General features: G+C 35.2%; 12 protein-coding genes. 9 read left to right on the plus strand and 3 right to left on the minus strand.

The window, feature by feature from the left end; all coding sequences use genetic code 11:
• Nucleotides 1–103: 103 nt before the first annotated feature.
• The gene (locus ACTYA4_RS03025; protein ID WP_443481988.1) at nt 104–772 is read right to left on the minus strand and encodes an HAD family hydrolase; all 669 of its coding nucleotides are present in this window, start codon (nt 770–772) and stop codon (nt 104–106) included.
• A 468-nt stretch (nt 773–1,240) separates the two neighbouring features.
• On the opposite strand from ACTYA4_RS03025, the gene ACTYA4_RS03030 reads away from it, so the two are divergent.
• The 3 genes from ACTYA4_RS03030 to ACTYA4_RS03040 all read left to right on the plus strand — a co-directional run bounded on the left by ACTYA4_RS03030 (nt 1,241) and on the right by ACTYA4_RS03040 (nt 3,654).
• Nucleotides 1,241–1,429 (plus strand): hypothetical protein, encoded by a 189-nt coding sequence (locus ACTYA4_RS03030; protein WP_445505493.1) that lies wholly within the window; start codon nt 1,241–1,243, stop codon nt 1,427–1,429.
• Nucleotides 1,402–2,073, plus strand: coding sequence for a DUF1835 domain-containing protein (locus ACTYA4_RS03035; RefSeq protein ID WP_445505494.1), 672 nt, complete (start codon nt 1,402–1,404; stop codon nt 2,071–2,073). Before ACTYA4_RS03030 ends, ACTYA4_RS03035 begins: the two co-directional genes overlap by 28 nt.
• Before the next feature lie 681 nt (nt 2,074–2,754).
• Nucleotides 2,755–3,654 carry a glycoside hydrolase family 26 protein gene (locus ACTYA4_RS03040; protein WP_445505495.1) on the plus strand — a complete coding sequence of 300 codons (900 nt, stop codon included), beginning with the start codon at nt 2,755–2,757 and terminating at the stop codon, nt 3,652–3,654.
• Nucleotides 3,655–3,727: 73 nt separating this feature from the next.
• Here ACTYA4_RS03040 and ACTYA4_RS03045 read toward each other — a convergent pair whose 3' ends face one another.
• Entirely contained in the window at nt 3,728–6,013 is a 2,286-nt protein-coding gene (locus tag ACTYA4_RS03045) for a glycosyltransferase (protein WP_445505496.1), read from the minus strand.
• 372 nt (nt 6,014–6,385) lie between these two features.
• Complete coding sequence (locus tag ACTYA4_RS03050) at nt 6,386–8,140, minus strand: alpha-glycosidase (RefSeq protein WP_443481984.1); 1,755 nt, start codon at nt 8,138–8,140, stop codon at nt 6,386–6,388.
• Between the two features lie 640 nt (nt 8,141–8,780).
• Here ACTYA4_RS03050 and ACTYA4_RS03055 point away from each other — a divergent pair.
• The 6 genes from ACTYA4_RS03055 to ACTYA4_RS03080 all read left to right on the plus strand — a co-directional run bounded on the left by ACTYA4_RS03055 (nt 8,781) and on the right by ACTYA4_RS03080 (nt 15,217).
• A complete protein-coding gene (locus ACTYA4_RS03055; RefSeq protein WP_443481983.1) occupies nt 8,781–9,311 on the plus strand; it encodes a PadR family transcriptional regulator in 531 nt (176 codons plus the stop codon).
• Nucleotides 9,298–11,004: an MFS transporter gene (locus ACTYA4_RS03060; RefSeq protein WP_445505497.1), complete on the plus strand. Its 1,707-nt coding sequence runs from the start codon at nt 9,298–9,300 to the stop codon at nt 11,002–11,004. Before ACTYA4_RS03055 ends, ACTYA4_RS03060 begins: the two co-directional genes overlap by 14 nt.
• An 833-nt stretch (nt 11,005–11,837) precedes the next feature.
• On the plus strand, nt 11,838–12,737 hold the full coding sequence (locus tag ACTYA4_RS03065; protein WP_443481980.1) for an ABC transporter ATP-binding protein: 900 nt from the start codon (nt 11,838–11,840) through the stop codon (nt 12,735–12,737).
• A complete protein-coding gene (locus ACTYA4_RS03070; protein ID WP_443481979.1) occupies nt 12,738–13,475 on the plus strand; it encodes an ABC transporter permease in 738 nt (245 codons plus the stop codon).
• A gap of 9 nt (nt 13,476–13,484) precedes the next feature.
• A complete protein-coding gene (locus ACTYA4_RS03075; protein ID WP_443481978.1) occupies nt 13,485–14,618 on the plus strand; it encodes a sensor histidine kinase in 1,134 nt (377 codons plus the stop codon).
• A complete protein-coding gene (locus ACTYA4_RS03080) occupies nt 14,615–15,217 on the plus strand; it encodes a response regulator transcription factor (RefSeq protein WP_443481977.1) in 603 nt (200 codons plus the stop codon). The genes ACTYA4_RS03075 and ACTYA4_RS03080 overlap by 4 nt, the downstream gene beginning before the upstream one ends.
• The last annotated feature ends 251 nt before the right edge of the window (nt 15,218–15,468 follow it).

The raw sequence follows: 15,468 nt of genomic DNA on the forward strand, positions 1-15,468 counted from the left end.
TTGTATGATTATTTGAAAAATTCTGATATATAAATAGATGCGTAGTCACCATGTTAAATAGAATGAACAGGCGACTAGAATCTATTTGGAATAATACGAATCTTTAGTTTGCTTTTTGAAGCAAGTTTTCAACCAAGTCATTTAATTTATGGTTTTCTAAAGAATCAATAGTGTGGTGACCGGTACCGAATGGTAATTGCTCTGTAATCGTGTTTTTAATGACAATAGTATGAATGCCGGCTGCCACTGCTGCACGTGAACCGTTTGGAGAATCTTCGATAGCGATGGCTTCGCTGGCATCAACTCCTAAACGTTCTAATGCTTGTAAATATAACTCAGGATCTGGCTTTACATTTTTAACACTGTCGGCTGTACAATAGCAGTCAAAATATTCTCTAATGCCAAGAAGATCCACAAATTTGTCAATCCATGCTTTTTCAGAACTTGTTGCTAGACCAATCTTTAATCCTGCATCCTTCGCTGCTTTTAAATAATCTAGAACACCGGGTCTAATGGATTCTTTCTCCATCATTTCAGTGTGAGCGTTTTGGATGGTTTTTCTGAATTCATCCAGATCAATCGGAATATTATGATGAGTACTTAAATAAGTGTAAGGATTAAAAGAATGGAGACTGGTACCGAGGCATTCCGAATATTTTTCTAATGTTAAATCAACACCGTGTTCTTTATAAGCATCTCTAAAAGCGATATACCATGCCGTTTCCGTATCAATGATAGTTCCATCAAAATCAAATATAATTGCCTTTATCATAACCGTATTTTATCTCCCTTCAGATTTAATATAGTTATGTCATGTAACATAACAAAAAAGAATGAAAAAAATATAAAATTATGCTTGAAATTCTTTTGTAAATGTGAATCTCTAATATAACCGTAACATTAATTAACAAACTGTTCAAGGAATTCGAGGGAAATTGGGTGAAATGGTAACGAAAACTAACATCCGTAATCACTTATCTACCAATGGTGAAATCGCTGTCAAAAAAAGTTTGAAAAAATTTTTTGAATAGGGTGTAATGTTGTGATGCTTGCACCATGTCCATCAAGTTAACGAAAAAATGGATAATTCCGCGAAACGGAGAGGTAATCGTGCGATAATTATGATAATTCCGCAAACTGGAGAGGTAATCCCGCGATAATTATCATAATTTCTTTAAGATTAGTTTGGAGCATAGAATCTACATGTTCAAATTACTTTTCAGAAGGAGGAAGGTTTCCTATGATTCATATTGTAAATGGGGATGTTGTTGGACAAAAGATTAAAAATCTTGAAGGGAATGTACTCGTTTGGCGGGAAATGTATGATATAGGACCTCTAAGCAGAGATGTGCCCAAGGAAGAATGGATAAAACGCGCCGGGTTAGATTTTTTGAAGAAAAAATGGGTGTACCTTACTCTTTATTTTTAGATAATTGTGTAAAACAAAATCAATTATTAGATGATATCCCTAGAACAACTGAAGTTATTTTATGGTTTGAACATGATCGCTATGACCAAACCATGCTTATTTATTTATTGCAGGAATTATCATTGAAAGGGTTTGAAAAAATTTCCATGGTGACTATTAATCAGTATCCGGGCATAGAGCCTTTTTATGGTTTAGGGCAGCTTTCCTCCTTGCAGCTGAAAGAGCTTTATGAAAGAGTCAAACAACCTATTTCATTAGAACAAATCGAGGAAGCAATAGCAGCATGGGAGGCATATACTTCCTCTAATCCAGATAAAATAAAACAGTGGATTGCTTCATCAAAGAACAAGCTGCCTTTTTTAAAGCAAGCATTACTCACTCATTTGAGCTACTTTCCAGCGGCCAATAATGGATTAAATGAGGTCGAAACATTGGTTTTAACTTATTTAAAAAATAAGAGATGCAGTTTTACCGAGTTATTTCAATATATAAGTGGACAACGTATAAATGATGGATTAAGCGATTTGCACTTTACTTTTATATTAAATGAACTAATGAAGCGTTTTCCCACCTTACTACAATGTGATGTTCCCTTGCCAACCTATAAAGATCCAATTCCTAAGTCCAATCTTTGGATTCAATGATGCCAGTGGGGAATCGGTAGTTTCAAAAATTTATGTGAATATAATCATCAAAAAGACAGGCTGCTTTAAGCAGCCTGTCTTTTTGATGATTGTGGCCTATTGCCTTATAAATTTGGCAGGTGTAGGAATTCTTCTAGCCGAACTTCTTAGATCGGCAGTATTTAAATATATGTCTTTGTTAAAGCTCATTGTTGATTTTGGCACTATGTTGATTGGAGTGGAAGGTGTGAGTCTCCTGCGTGAAAGCGAGTCAGAGGGAGACCCCACAGGCGCACAGCGCCGAGGAGGCCCCCGGACCGCCCGCGGAAAGCGAACGCCTGAAGCGGAAATCAACAGGCAAGTCTAACAGAGCCAAATATATAAAAATCCCTTCTAATAACCTACTATAAGAAATAATATATAAAGACTTTCAGACTATAATATGGTAGTGTTAAGACAATTATATAAATTAAATTATCTATAAATGTGCTAGGAAATGGATAAGTAATAATAAAGGTCTAAAAGTATTGGCTGATTTACTGTATTTTTATAAACATGAAGGGAGAAATAGTCATTTTTTTAGATGAATTATGGCTGGTGTAGTACTATTTACCTTATGATATCAAGTGTCTCAGGCAGTTATGAAATCTGTTATAAAACTTCCGTTCTTGTCACAAAATACTATCTAAGAGGCGGTTATTTATGCTTAAAAATTTCATGTTAATAGGATTGATTGCCATGGTACTAATTTTTAACCTTTTTCTTCCTACTGAAAGTGCTTCTTCTAACATAAGTCAAGGTGCTTGGCTTGGTGAATGGCCAGATTCTAATAAAAATAATATTCAAGCATTCAATGAAATGACTCAATCACATGCTAAAATCATTCATACCTTTGTAAATACCAATCATCAATTTAAAGATTATTCAAATGTAATGAACTATGTGGATTCTCAAAATGCCGTTAATCTTTTAACACTCGAACCAAATGGTTTAAGTACAGAAGATATTAATAATGGTCAGCTCGATTCTTATTTCCAAGCACTTGCAATAGACATGAAAAACTGGAAGAAAGAAATTTGGCTTCGATTTATGCATGAAATGAACGGAAATTGGTATACTTGGTCAATAGGGGACAGCAAAGTAAATACGAACGAAAGCTACATAAAGGCATATCAAAGAGTTGTAAATATCTTCAAAACGAATAATGCACAAAATGTGAAATGGATTTACTGTGTAAATTCTGATAATGTGGGCAAGGGCTCATCCTTTTTAGGTGCTTATCCAGGTGGAAATTATGTCGATTTTGTAGCTATAGATGGCTATAATTGGGGAACTTCTCAATCTTGGTCCCAATGGAGAAGCTTTAAAGAAATTTTCAATCCTTCATATACAGAAGTGAAAAAATTAAATCATCCTATTCTTATCACAGAGTGGGCTAGTTCTGAATTAGGTGGGGATAAAGGCAGTTGGATAAAAGATGCTTTTTATCAAATGGAACAGGGCGGTTTTGATATAGAAGCAGCTATTTGGTTTAATGAAAATAAAGAAACGGATTGGCGGATTGAATCATCCGAAAATTCATTACGTGGTTATTTGAGATGAAATTTGTAAGTGAAAAAAAGTATAAAAATAGGGATTAATTTATGATTGATACATAAATTAATCCCATTTTTGTCTAGTCATCGTGTAACATTACTTTCGAGTCATCAATGAATTTTAATCCAACTGCATAACGATTTCGTTTCATTTTACGAATCCATTTTACAGATGCTGTCCGCTCGATAAAATCAATGTCTGGAAACGATAAATTAACTATTTGATCTAATACTATTGGTTGTTTTACTTCAATTTTGCAACCGTTTGAACTAATATCAAGGAGACTGATGTCTTGAGTATCTAGATATTTTTCACTAGAGACAGGAAATTCAGTGTTTAACCTGGAAGGTATTAGTTGGCCAGTGCTGTTCACTTCTTCTCGCAAATATTGTCGTTTATAAGAATGAGGCTGCTTCTTTGTCCTTCTTAAAAATCGTATAATAGTAAAAAAGATGTTTGATCCTCTTTCTTTAACGGTATGTTTAATGATAGATTCATTATATAAAAATTTAATCAGTCGAGAATACTGATCGACAGGTATATCATTAAACTTAAGACCTATTTCCACACGATTATGTTCTTGTGAAATCCATGTAACCTGACAATTTAACGGACCAATAATATCAATTTCCAGTGTGTGTATATTTTCATCTAGTTGCTTATAGCTGTTTAATGACAGTTCTACACGAGCACCGGTGTCACTTAAATCTTTTAATAATCCTTCCTTTTTTTGAGATTGGTTGAGTAAGGAAATTTTGAATTTTTCCTGCATTTCAAATCGTTCTGCATTTCTAAATCTAGGACGTTCAAAAGCCATAAAAATAGCCATAATTAAACCTATTAGATTAAATAACACCCAAAATAGATTAATACTAGTTAAGTTTATATCAAAAGAATCATATACAAAATAATCCAATAATACTTTAATCAATGCGATACAAGTTAAAACAATGAATATCGCATGCGGTAAGATTGACAAGTATGCAAAATGCCTTGATGCTGATTGCTTTCCTTTTGGTGTAACTTTAAACTCCAGACGCTTTTTAAACAGGAGCTCTGACAACGATGAAAAAGCCATATGTGGAGCCATTGTTATGTCATATATATGAGACCATGTCATAGTGCGTTTTTGATTGGAAATGTGTTTGAAAGCAAGATACGAACTTAAAAACGATGGCATCCAAAAGACAAATAAACTATATAATGATGCATCTAAACTATGAATCCCAAATAATAAAAACAGTAATGGTGCCAACATATAAATCATTTTATACACACCAAAAAACCAGTAAAGAATTCCATCAAAATATAAAATTCTTTGCATCAAAGATAATCCTGATAAGGTTAATGGATTCCATTTTCTTGCGCATTGAATATTCCCCCGGCACCAGCGATCCCTCTGTTTCAATAAGTCTAACCAGCTTTCTGGAGCCAATCCGACTGCACATACATCACTGACAAAAACAGAACGAAACTTGCGTTGAATCAACATGCCTGTAGCCATATCCTCTGTTATTACGCCAGTGGCAAAGCCTCCAATATCTTCTAAAGCTTTACGGCGAAAGATGGCATTGCTGCCTACATACATTACAGAATTAAAGCGATCTTTACCAGCTTGCAATGTTCTCATAAAAAAGTCTTGTTCATTCGGTATATTTTTATTCGAGAACATATTAAACTGATAAGGATCATCATTATAAAATGCTTGTGGAGTTTGCACAAAAGCAACAGATTTTTTTTTGAAATAACCAACCGTTTTTTGTAAAAATGATGGGAATGGTACCATATCAGCATCCATCGTTACAATAAGTTCACCATTTGAATGGGCCATTGCATTGTTTAAGTTCCCCGCTTTAGCATGCTTATTATCTTCACGGGTTATGTAATGTACAGCGAAATCTTGAGCGAGTGACTGGATAGATTTCCTTTTTCCATCATCGCATATATAGATGTTTACTAATTCTTTTGGATAATCTAAATTAATGCATCCAGCTATCGTTCGTTTAAGAATAGAAAGAGGCTCATTATATGTTGCGATATAAATATCAACTGATGGAAGTCTCTTTAAGTTATGTAAAGATGCTGTCTTTTGTTTTGCTGGTTTCCAAAGAAGAATGTAAAAGATAATTAGTTGTAAAAAACCAATAATTTCAGTAATAATAAGTAAAAGGCCCATGACAATGCTTAGCGGATCTGATACAGGTATGGTAAAACAAATTCTCCATGTAATATATATCCCATTTGTAAGTAAACAAATGATAATCAATGGGTTTTTTAATACTGGAGCCATTTTGCATCCTATGAATAATATTAAAATAATACTAATAATAAGAAGCGGATAACTATTATGTAAAAAGTCAAACATTAGTATTTTTTCACCTATTTTCTTATAGAGTGTATTTTCTACAAGAGTATACATGATTACTAAAGCTATAACATTACAAAAATAGTGGAAAAAATGGGTGTTTGTCACCATCGCTAAGCAACAATAAGTCAACTGAAACTAATGAACAATCAAAAGGGGGCGGAGCTTCGCCGATTTTAATGGCACACTACTAGTGATAGTACGATGTTATTTGTTGTTTATCCTTATAAAAGTTGGAGTGGCTCCGCACACGCCTTTCTTTAAAAATAGGTTAGACTTTGGTTTTCTTCGTTAGATGGTAAAGACAAGGCACGAGTAGATAAAAAAGAATCTACCGTGTTTTGTTTGTAGACAGTTCTAGCAATCTATTTGTTAATTTTCCATATGGATAATAATAAATCCATATGGAGCGAGTTCAATTGTGGACGTTTCTTTTAAAGATTTGTTATCCCATAAATCAACTGGTTTTTTATCTGTAAAATCATATGGAATCGTGATGGCTACATCATTTGCTGAGTTATTCATTGCAATAATAACCGTTTCACCTGTTGTTTGTTTAGAATAAACGACATGATTGGATAGTTTATTTGTTTCGATAAATCTAAATTCCCCGTCATTTCTTAAAATGGAATGATTTGTACGGAGAGAAATTAATTTTTTTACATAGTTAAGCAGTTCTTGGTTTTGTTCATCTTTGTCCCATATCATGCATTCTCGGCAGCCTGGATCATTTTCGCCGGTCATCCCGATTTCATCTCCATAATAAATACATGGTGTCCCCATGAAGGTGAGTTGGAATAAATACAGCAATTTCAGCTTCTCTAGATTTTCCCCACATATGGTTAAAATTCTCGGTGTATCATGGCTGCCTAATAAATTAAAAGCGACTTCATTTACGTTGATTGGATAAGATGTCAATACTTTGGTGATTTGATGTGCAAATTCTTCTGCGTTCATTTTACCTTTTGCTAAAAAGTCTAAAACAGCGTTGGTAAAGGGATAGTTCATCACTGCATCAAATTGATCACCATGCAGCCATGGCATGGAGTCATGCCAAACTTCTCCAAGAATATAGACATCCTTTTTAACTGCTTTGACTGTATTTCGAAAGGACCTCCAAAATGCATGATCTACTTCATTGGCTACATCAAGGCGCCAGCCATCTATATCAAATTCTTCTATCCAGTATTTAGCAATATTTAAAAGATATTTCTGCACTTCCTCGTTTTCTGTATTTAATTTAGGCATCATATGTGTGAAAGCAAATGTGTCATAGTTTGGTTTTGGGAAGGCTTGCACTGGGAATTCTTTTAAATGGAACCAATCTTTATAGACAGAATTTTCTTGGTTTTTTAAGACGTCTTGAAATGGAGGGAAATGAAAGCCGCTATGATTAAAAACAGCATCCAGCATAACCCGAATTCCTTTTTTATGGCATGTTTGAACTAGTTTTTTCAAAGTATTTTTGTCACCAAATTGCGGGTCAATTTCCATATAATCGATCGTGTCATACTTATGATTCGTTGGAGCTTTGAAAATAGGGGTGAAATAAATTCCGGTAATACCCAACTCGGCTAAATAATCAATATTGTTGATAACGCCTTCCAAATCACCACCAAAAAAAGAATCAGGCTTTGGTTTTTCGCTGCCCCAAGGAAGTGTGTTTTTCGGATTTAAATCAGGATTTCCATTGCAAAAACGCTCGGGAAAAATTTGATACCAAACCGTATCTTTTACCCATTCAGGTGCTTTGAAGATGTCTGCTGTATTTAAAAATGGAAAACAAAAATAAAAGCTTGCATCTTGGGGGTCTTTTTCTTTAAAGCCTTTTTCCCCATATACAGCAGATTCAGAATCAGAGTGAACTTCAAACCCATACCGTAAACGGCGAAATTCAGGTTTCACCTCCGCAAACCAATAATCAAATAATTCATCTGATCCTTCTAGCTTCATTGGTTTACTAGTGTTATTCCAACTATTTTCTGTCCAATCATAAGGATCCCCATAAATTAAAAACACTTTTTTTACATCCTCTTTTTTAGAGCGCATACGGATATGCAATAATTCATCATTAAAAGCATAAGCAAAATTATCTTTAGGTCTGTGGTAAATCGCTTCTTTTAACATCAAATTCTCCTCACATCTTTTAGTTTTTAAGCAAACGTTTTCGTTAAATGAATCTAGTACTAATATAAATACAAACGAAAGGTAATTGCAATGCATAATTAGAATACAGTACGTTCTATTTTGTAAACGGGAGGTGAACATCATCAACGGGAATTTTCCGGAAATTCGGATTTGCAGATTCAATAGTTTTTTAGAGAAAAGAACAAGGAACCTGCTCGTTAAGGGAAAGAGCGGGTTCCTTGTTTATTTTGCTCTGCATTTGTGAATGATAAAAATCAAATAGAAATTCAAAGCTTGAGGTCTTACAGCCTTAAGCTTTTTTGTATTAGAAAATGGCTGTTTTCTCAAAGTTTGTTGTTTTTTACATAAAAAAAGGAGAAGAAGTATCCAGCAGCCTGAATATACGTAGACTCCTGTGGGAATGCGAGAAAGGCGAGACCCCACAGGAGCGTATGCGACGAGGAGGCTCGACGCTCGCCCATGGAAAGCGAAGTATATTCAGGCTGCGAGTTTAAAAGCAATAATCTATACGAAAACAGCCTAGAAAATAATAAAATTCTTTAAAATAGAAAAAATGATATTGACGTTGTTTATATTAACATTGATAATATAAACAACGATAATAAAAAGAGGTGAACAAATGAATATTCAATACGTTATTTTAGGTTTTTTATTTGAAGAAGAATTAAGTGGCTATGACATCAAAAGGAAAATGGAGATTTCCGTTTCTCATTTCTTTGATGCCTCATTTGGAGCTATTTATCCGGCGTTAAGAAAAATGGAAAAAGAAGAATCAGTAGTGAAGAAAATTGTTTCACAGGATGGCAAGCCGAATAAGAATGTGTTTGAAATTACGGACAAAGGCAGAAGAGAATTTGAGGAATATATGATGAGCCCTATTAATCCAACGACAATAAGATCGGACTTTATGATCAGATTGTTTTTTGGAAAATTAACATCAAAAGAAAGAATTTTACAGTGGATGAAAGAAGAGAGGGAAAAGTCTCAAGTCGAAATAGATGAATTAAATACGTTGAAACAGCAATTTAATATGAACCGATATAAAAGAATTACGTTGGAGTATGGACTTGAAACAGCAAAATTAAATATAGCTTTTTTTGAGAAAGAAATAGCTATTATTGAAAAGGAGATTAGTGGTGGAGAAGAATAAAGGCATGAGAATACTTGTTGTGATGTGTTTAGGTATTTTTGTTTGTATGCTAGATTCTACTATCATGAATATTACATTACCAGCAATTCAGGAGGATTTAGGGACTTCGCTTGAAACTAGTTCATGGATGTTAAATGTCTACACGATGACAATCGCCATCCTAGTCATCCCAATGGCCCGGTTTGCAGATTTGTTTGGCAAGAATAAGTTTTATATAATTGGATTAATTCTGTTTGGTGTAGGTTCTGCCCTTTGTGGATTGTCGGACAGCGGGTCTATGCTGATATTCTCTAGATTTATTCAAAGTCTTGGTGCATCTATTCTTATCCCGTGCAGCATGATCATTGGTGTTGCGGCAATGCCGTTGGAAAAGCGGACCTTAGCATTGACGCTTTTTGGGGCTACGCAAGGTCTGTCAACTGCGATAGGACCATCTGTTGGCGGTATTATTACGAATACATTAAGTTGGCATTGGGTTTTTTATGTCAATATTCCTATATGCATCCTTGCTGTTATCCTCACTATCCTATTTCTAACGATCAAAAATGAACAGCGGGTAAAAGCTGCTATTGATTGGTTTGGTCTTTTATTTTCCAGCGTAACTATTTTTTCTTTGAACTTAGTATTAATCAAAGGAAATGATTGGGGATGGATAAGCGAAAAATCGATAGCTTGTTATATCATTTGTGTAGTATCTCTTATTTTGTTTATTGTGACTGAATTAAAAGTTCAAAATCCGATGGTGGACCTTACTCTATTTAAACATCGCTTTTTTATCGGATCCACTTTAAGCGTGTCATTAGGATTTATCTTTTTAGTAGGTGTAATGGTTCTTCTTCCCCAATTTTTAACGCAAATTCAAGGAAAGACAGAATTACAAGCTGCATTATTAATAACACCTAGTTCAGCTACGATTTTCTTCTTTTCCACATTTGCTGGATGGGTCGTTAAGAAAATTGGTTTTGCCATTCCGACAATACTTGGATTTTTTATCATGGGCTGTTCCTTCTATTTACTAAAAAGTTTAAGTATAGATAGCCCTACTAGTAAAATTATTTTAGTATGCTTTTTGTTAGGACTAGGTTTTAGTTTTATTATTTCCACTGCGACTATGGCTAGTGCTGCTTCATTTGAAGGCGAATTGTTAACTTCATCGCAAAGTGTCTTTACGATGGTGAGACAGATAGGTGTTGTGCTGGCTGTTGCCATATTCGTTTCCAGCTTAACAAACTCAATAGATGATAAAAAACATGAGGTATTGGTTCATGCCTATAAACAAGTAGAACGACTAGATGTTCCTAGTGATGTGAAAAAAGAACTGTACAAGAAAACGGAACTTCAACTAAATAAGCATTCTATTGACGATTCTTCTTCCGGTCAATCTGAAGTAAACGAAAATCTAAAACGAGAAGGGTTAATAAAGAGAAATGTTGAAACAACGTTAGCGAAACTTCCTGCACAAGAAAGAGAAGCACAGCAGGCAGTAATAACCAAAGAAGTAACGAAGCAAGTGGACATACAGCTGCAGGATGTTGCAACAAAGGTTACAAACTATACAAAGGATATTTCAGCATTTGCCAAAACATCCATAGCTTCCAGTTTCCCTGACATTTATCAAAATAGCTTTCCGTTTGTTCTAATATCTAGCATCGTTGGTTTATGTTATGTTCAGAGAAGAAGAAACAGCATTTAGAGGGTGCTGCTAGTACTACTCGAAGTTTATTGAAATACTTTTAATGAAATATCGAAAGGGAAGATGAGACGAAATAAAACTAGGTAAGTAAAAAAAGCAAGTCTCCAAACTAACGAAAGTTCTTCGTTTACTTGGGGGCTTGCTTTTATTTAGGCTGTTTTCGTATAGATTGTTGCTTTTAAACTCGCAGCCTGAATACACTTCGCTTTCCGCGGACGAGTGCCGAGCCTCCTTGTTGCTATGCTGACGACACTGAAAAAGTGTTTTATAAGATAAATTATAGGTGAAACACTTAAATATATTAGGGTAAAAATGGTATAGAGAGTTTGAAAACGACCATCATGTTGGTTAGGAGAGGCGTCCGCACGACTCCTGCGGGATTAGCGAGACAGGCGAGACCCTGCAGGAGCGTAGCGACGAAGCGGCTCGGCGCTCGCCCCGCGGAAAGCGTGTGGTAAGCCTCGGAAAACCGAACGAAAACCTCTTCGTTGCTTGGATTGTCACTACCTATATTTTATAGCATTCACTTTTTCAGTGGCCTCGCTATGCTCCTATGGGGTCTCGTCTTTCTCGCTTTTCTAAGCAGGAGTCTACGTGTATTCAGGCTGCTCAGTGCTTCAGCCATGTTTATTATTTTATTCAAAAACAACAAACTTTTAGAAAACAGCCTATAACAAAAACCTCCTTTTATTTTCTACTATATATAGACTGTAACAAATAATTTAAATTCCATTTTTTTATGACATTTGTCATTTTAAAGTGGTGACATCTGCGACTAATCAAGTGTTTTTTTTCATCTTACAATAGAATTACAAATGTCGGAGGTGTTGAACATGGAGAATGTCATACAGGTAAGCAATGTATCTAAAGTATTTTATGATCAAAAAGCGGTGGATAATATTTCTTTTTCCATTAATAAAGGAGAGGCTGTTGCCATCTTAGGTGCAAATGGTGCGGGAAAAACAACGACTATCATAATGATGATTGGATTAATGGAGGTAAGTAATGGAAAGATTTCTTTATTTCAGTCTGATCCAAAAAGGAAAGAAGTAAGACAAAGGATTGGCTGTATGCTGCAGGACGTTAGTGTAATGGATGGCTTAAAAGTAAAAGAAGTGATTCGGCTAGTTCAAAGCTATTATCCTAACCCATTAGCGATTTCCGATTTACTTGCATTAACCGGACTCGAGGAAAAGGATTGGAATAAACGAACGGAGAAGCTGTCAGGCGGGCAAAAGCGCAGATTGAATTTTGCATTAGCACTTGTAGGCAATCCAGATTTACTTTTTTTTGATGAACCAACAGTTGGCATGGATATTACCTCAAGAAAGCTCTTTTGGGAAAAGGTATTACAGTTAAAAGAATCTGGAAAAACGATTATCTTTACAACTCATTATTTGCAAGAAGCAGATGAAATAGCAGAAAGAATAATTATGCTCCACAATGGTACGGTCGCAAGTGATGGCACCCCTGCACAATTAAAAGAAAGATTTACAAAACAAACGATTTCCTTTTTGGATGAAGCGAAGCATTCTTTAGAAATGTACCGAGCATTGCCGTATATTTTGGAGGTAAAACAAGAGCGAGATCGCATAGTTCTTATAACAGATAATGCGGATGAAGTGCTTACATGTTTATTTGAAAAAAAGATAAAGATGCGTCAAATTGAAATCCGTCATGGGAAGCTAGAAGAAGCATTTTCAAATCTAGTGGAAAATAGGGAGGTTATCTAAATGAGCGCATTTATGATGCAAACAAAAGCAGAGATTTTAAGAATGTTCCGTAATCGCTATTATATTTTTTGGTCTTTATGTATGCCGATTATGTTTTATTTTCTTTTCACCAAGCTCATTAGTTCGCCGCAAAATGATCAAGCACTGTGGAAAGCACATTATTTAATGTCGATGACAACTTTTAGCGTGATGGGATCATCGATTATGACTTTAGGGATTAAGCTAGTGCAAGAACAAACACAAGGATGGACACGATTTATCAAGATCTCCCCTCTGTCTACCGGAGTGTATTTTGCTGCAAAAATGGTGGCGCAAACATTGATCCATGTATTTTCTATTGTAGTTATTTTTCTAGCTGGTGTATTAATAAATGGAGTTGAGTTGTCCCTGTTTCAATGGATGATGTGTGGAGTATGGATTATTTTTGGATCTTTTCCTTTCTTAGGAATTGGCACATTAGTCGGAACAATGAAAAAGGTGGAAACTGCATCAGGTATTAGCAATCTTATTTATATGGTATTAGCGATTATGGGGGGAATGTGGATGCCTATCGATATTTTTCCTAAATTGATGCAAGCAATTGCTAAGTGGCTTCCTTCCTATCAATTTGCTGACGGGGCTTGGGAAATCATTAGAGGAAACAATCCGAATGTAATGAATTCCCTTTTGCTAATAGGATACCTTTTCCTTTTTATGCTATTATCTATGTATATAAGAAGAAAACAAGAAGCTGTTTAAGGAGCGTCTATGGGATTTAACAAGCAGTTATTCATATTTCCAGAAAGATTTGGATTTTTCCCCTATGTATTTTTAATATATCTCGTTTTGCCAACTGTCGATATTTCAAAAGAAAAAGGAGTAAAACTAGTTATTGGATATTTGCTTCTGATTGTATTCCTTGTTTCGTATCGACAATTATATTTTTGTATGGGAATGAAAAAGTATTCTTATTGGCTCGGCATTCAGATGGGGATTATTTTATTGTTAAGTTTATTTTACAATCCGAATAATTTATTTATGGGTTTTTTCCCGGCTAATTTTATTGGATATTATGTAAGAAAAAGGAATTTTTATCTAGCTCTTATTGTATTTGCTGTGATGCAATCCATTCCTCTGCTTATTAATATAGAGAATACTTCATTAAAAAGTATAATCTCCTATATTCCTTTTTTTGTGATTATGTTGATGTCGCCATTTGGCATCCGATCGATGATTAAACGAATGGAATTAGAAAAACAATTGGATTTTGCCAATGAACAGATTAATGAGTTAGTTAAAAGAGAGGAACGAATGCGGATTGCACGAGACTTGCATGATACATTAGGCCACACTTTATCGTTAATTACATTAAAAAGCCAGCTTGTTGGGAAGTTGGCTGTTCATAAACCAGAGCAGGCACAAACAGAAGCGAAAGAAATCGAAAAAATTTCCCGTTCGGCATTAAAACAAGTACGGGAATTGGTTTCAGATATGCGGGCAATCACTATTGCGGAGGAATTAGTGGAGATACAAACGATATTAAAAGCAGCGGGCATTGCTCATCACATAGAAGCTGATTTAGAAAAAGCAGACGTGCCTCCTCTTACGCAAAATATTATTAGTCTATGTTTACGAGAAGCTGTAACAAATGTGGTAAAGCACAGCTCTGCATTAAATTGTACGATTAAAATTAACCATAAACTTGGCAAAGTGGATGTTTTTGTTATAGATGATGGGGTTGGGCTAACGGATAATAGGAAAGCAGGAAATGGATTAAAAGGAATGAAAGAACGCCTTGAACTTTTAGAGGGGAAATTACACCTTTCCTCTCAAGAAGGAACAAACCTGCACATAACGGTTCCTATTATTGTGAAAGAAAGGAAAGAGGGGATGGCTTTTTGATTAGAATCATTATTTCAGAGGATCAAAGAATGCTCAGAGGAGCCTTAGGAACCCTTTTGGATTTCGAAGAGGATATAGAGGTGATTGGGCAGGCGGAGAATGGGGAAGAAGCTCTTTCTTTAATAAAGAAGCTGAAGCCAGATGTATGCTTGCTTGATATTGAAATGCCGATGAAAAGTGGATTGGATGTTGCAGAAGAGCTACAGCGAAGCCATTCAGCGTGCAAGGTAGTCATTTTAACCACCTTTGCAAGTCCAGGGTATTTCGAAAGAGCACTGAAAGCAAACGTTCATGGCTATCTACTAAAGGACGGTCCAAGTGAAGAATTAGCAGAAGCAATTCGGAATGTTATAAAAGGAAAAAGAGAATTTGCATCCGAATTGATTTTTGGCAGCATGGGCAAAGAAAATCCTTTGTCGGAAAGAGAAAGAGAAGTATTATCACTCGTCGCTGATGGTAAAACAGCTAAAGAAATATCCGCTGCACTCTACTTATCCTCTGGAACAATCCGCAATTATATTTCAGAAGCAATCAGTAAATTAGAAGTGAAAAATCGAATAGAAGCTATTTCTAAAGCTAAAGGGAATGGGTGGATATAAAGGGTATCAGCCCTAAGGGTGTTCGGGATTTAATTTTTCGACCGAGTTCAGCACGACAAACTGATGAGTCTCCTAGCTAAAACGATTACAGATAAACCAACCTTTAAACTGATTAGAAGAAACCTTCAGTCAGGAATTATGGAAGACGGTTTAGTAAAAAACAAATCTGGAATAAACAGCGCCATTCTAATCAAAGAATATGGCGCTGAATTCTTATATTACATCTTGATTCCCAAGATTTCACAACTTTA

This window comes from Niallia yueguangensis, from assembly GCF_052663115.1.